Origin of the sequence: Psychrobacter pasteurii (assembly GCF_900162815.1) — a bacterium.
GTDB lineage: Bacteria > Pseudomonadota > Gammaproteobacteria > Pseudomonadales > Moraxellaceae > Psychrobacter > Psychrobacter pasteurii.
The window spans coordinates 1-2,060 of record NZ_FUGD01000153.1; the positions used below are offsets into that span (position 1 = coordinate 1).

The window sequence follows — 2,060 nt, forward strand, 5'->3', positions numbered from 1 at the left end:
AGCATGCAGGTTGTCAGCTTGAGATCGTAAATGAGAGTTACACTACCCAGACCTGCTCGTGCTGCCATAAAATAAGTGACAGTAGTCCAAAAGGTAGAGTAGGTTTGCGAATAAGAGGATGGGCTTGTGCTGAGTGTGGCACATGGCATGATAGAGATATCAATGCTGCTAACAACATCCTTGCGGTCGGGCTTGACCGTCTAGCGGTAGGAATCCCCTCGGTTTAGCGAGGGGAGGAAGTCAACTTGAATATATTATTGTTATTTCGATAAAAATCTTAAGTAGAAGATTTTGCTTTCATGATTAACAACTTTAATCCGCCTTGTGTTTTTATGTCAAGGTGATCATAAGCTGAGGCTGTACACGATAAAAAGTGTTATCAAACAGGTAAATAGGTTATGAAACGTAAAGCCATTGTAATAGGCGCAACAGGGTTAGTGGGCAAAAAACTAGTAAGCCAACTAAACTTAATGTATGACAGTCTGATTATTGTCGCTAGAAAACCGCCAAAGCACATGTCGGCTCAAATGCAGTTTTATCAGCTAGGGGATTTCAACAACCTAGAAGAAACACTGGGCAATATCTCTATTGGTCCAGATACAGACGCTTTTAGCTGTTTGGGAACCACAAAGAAGCAAGCAGGAAGTGATGAAGACTTTAAGCGAATTGATTACGATTACAATTTAAATTTTGCCAAAGCTTGTCATCAAAAAGGGGTGCAAAGATTTTTCATCTTATCTGCTCTAGGGGCAGATGCTAATAGCCGCTTCTTTTATAACCGAGTAAAAGGGGAACTTGAAGAGTCTTTAGTAGAGGTGGGTTTTAATGATTTGGTGATCTTCCAACCCTCTTTATTACTAGGTAAGCACAAAGGCCGTGTTTTAGAAAATACAGCTCAAAGAGCGTATAAACTTATCGCACCTTTGGTTCCCAAAACCATGCGCTCACGACCTATTGAAGCTGAGCGTGTGGCTGCAGCGATGGCGTTGACGGCACAAAATATTTACGAGCGTCATAAGGTGTCAGGCATAGAGGACGATAAAAAGAAAGTTACCGTCATTGACAATAAACAAATGCTTGCGATGACTCTGTTAAAGTCTTAAGCTAATCAGACTTATGTAGCGTTTTATTAGCCAGTAATAATTAAGGGAATAACACCATGACTGAGATGACCAAAACCAACTTCGTAACTTGTGATTTACTAGATGCTAACCCAGAAAGCCAAGTGTGCTTACCTAATATAGAAGGTAAATCTTTTTATAGCTTTGGTGGCAAGGATAAATTCTGCGGTGAGATTGTTACCGTTAAGTGCTTTGAGGACAATAGCCGAGTTAAAGAGCTTCTTAATTCTGAAGGTCGTGACAGTAATGGTGAAGGTAAAGTCTTAGTGGTAGATGGTGGTGGCTCTATGCGCTGTGCCTTGTTGGGCGATATGATTGCTCAATCTGCCATTGATAATGGCTGGGCCGGTGTGGTGGTATATGGCTGTGTGCGTGATGTAGATGATATGGCCCAAATGGATATTGGCGTTATGGCATTAGGCTGCATTCCTCGCAAATCAACCCGCCGCGGCGAAGGTCAGACCGACTTAGAAATTAGCTTTGGCGATTTGACCTTAAACTCAGGCATGTATGTTTATGCGGATAACAACGGTATCATCGCTAGCGAAAAGCCATTGATTTAACTTATCGTGCTGACATCTCCACCTATAATCTTTGATTTAGGTGGAGATGTCAGCACGGGCGAGCTAGTCAGGACGTTCTTGTTTTTCGATATACTGCCTAATGGTATCAATGGTAGCACCGCCAGTGGTCAGCAAACAATATGCCCTAGTCCAAAGTACAGGCTTCCAGTAAAACTCTGCCAAATGCTTCGCAAATGCCTTTCTCATCAAACGGCTAGTTACTGTTTTTAGATTGTTGATACACTTACTTGGCATGATATTGGGGTGCATATCAAGCAGTAAATGCACATGGTCGGATGCGCCTTGAAACTCTAACAGCTCAACTTCCCATTTTTGACAGAGGTTCGTTATGATTTCTTTTAGCCTATCAAGCATA

The 2,060-nt window shown here is 42.0% G+C and carries 4 protein-coding genes; 3 read left to right on the forward strand and 1 reads right to left on the reverse strand.

Features of this window, described 5'->3' with window-relative positions; translation table 11 throughout:
• The 3 genes from A1232T_RS12790 to rraA all read left to right on the forward strand — a co-directional run.
• The coding region (locus tag A1232T_RS12790) for a zinc ribbon domain-containing protein (RefSeq protein ID WP_077449758.1) at positions 1-227 on the forward strand (227 nt) is incomplete at its 5' end.
• Positions 228-398: 171 nt separating this feature from the next.
• Positions 399-1,103, forward strand: a complete 705-nt coding sequence (locus tag A1232T_RS12795; protein ID WP_077449759.1) for an NAD(P)H-binding protein — start codon at positions 399-401, stop codon at positions 1,101-1,103.
• Positions 1,104-1,168: 65 nt separating this feature from the next.
• On the forward strand, positions 1,169-1,684 hold the full coding sequence (gene rraA / locus A1232T_RS12800; RefSeq protein ID WP_095532782.1) for a ribonuclease E activity regulator RraA: 516 nt from the start codon (positions 1,169-1,171) through the stop codon (positions 1,682-1,684).
• A 63-nt stretch (positions 1,685-1,747) separates the two neighbouring features.
• On the opposite strand, the gene tnpA is transcribed toward rraA, so the two are convergent.
• On the reverse strand, positions 1,748-2,060 hold a 313-nt coding region (gene tnpA / locus A1232T_RS12805; protein ID WP_077449761.1), incomplete at its 5' end, for an IS200/IS605 family transposase.

Bases quoted from the DNA above. Each gene is read 5' to 3' on its own strand.
- A1232T_RS12795 (WP_077449759.1), top strand. From the start codon at position 399: ATGAAACGTAAAGCCATTGTAATAGGCGCAACAGGGTTAGTGGGCAAA.
- rraA (WP_095532782.1), top strand. From the start codon at position 1,169: ATGACCAAAACCAACTTCGTAACTTGTGATTTACTAGATGCTAACCCA.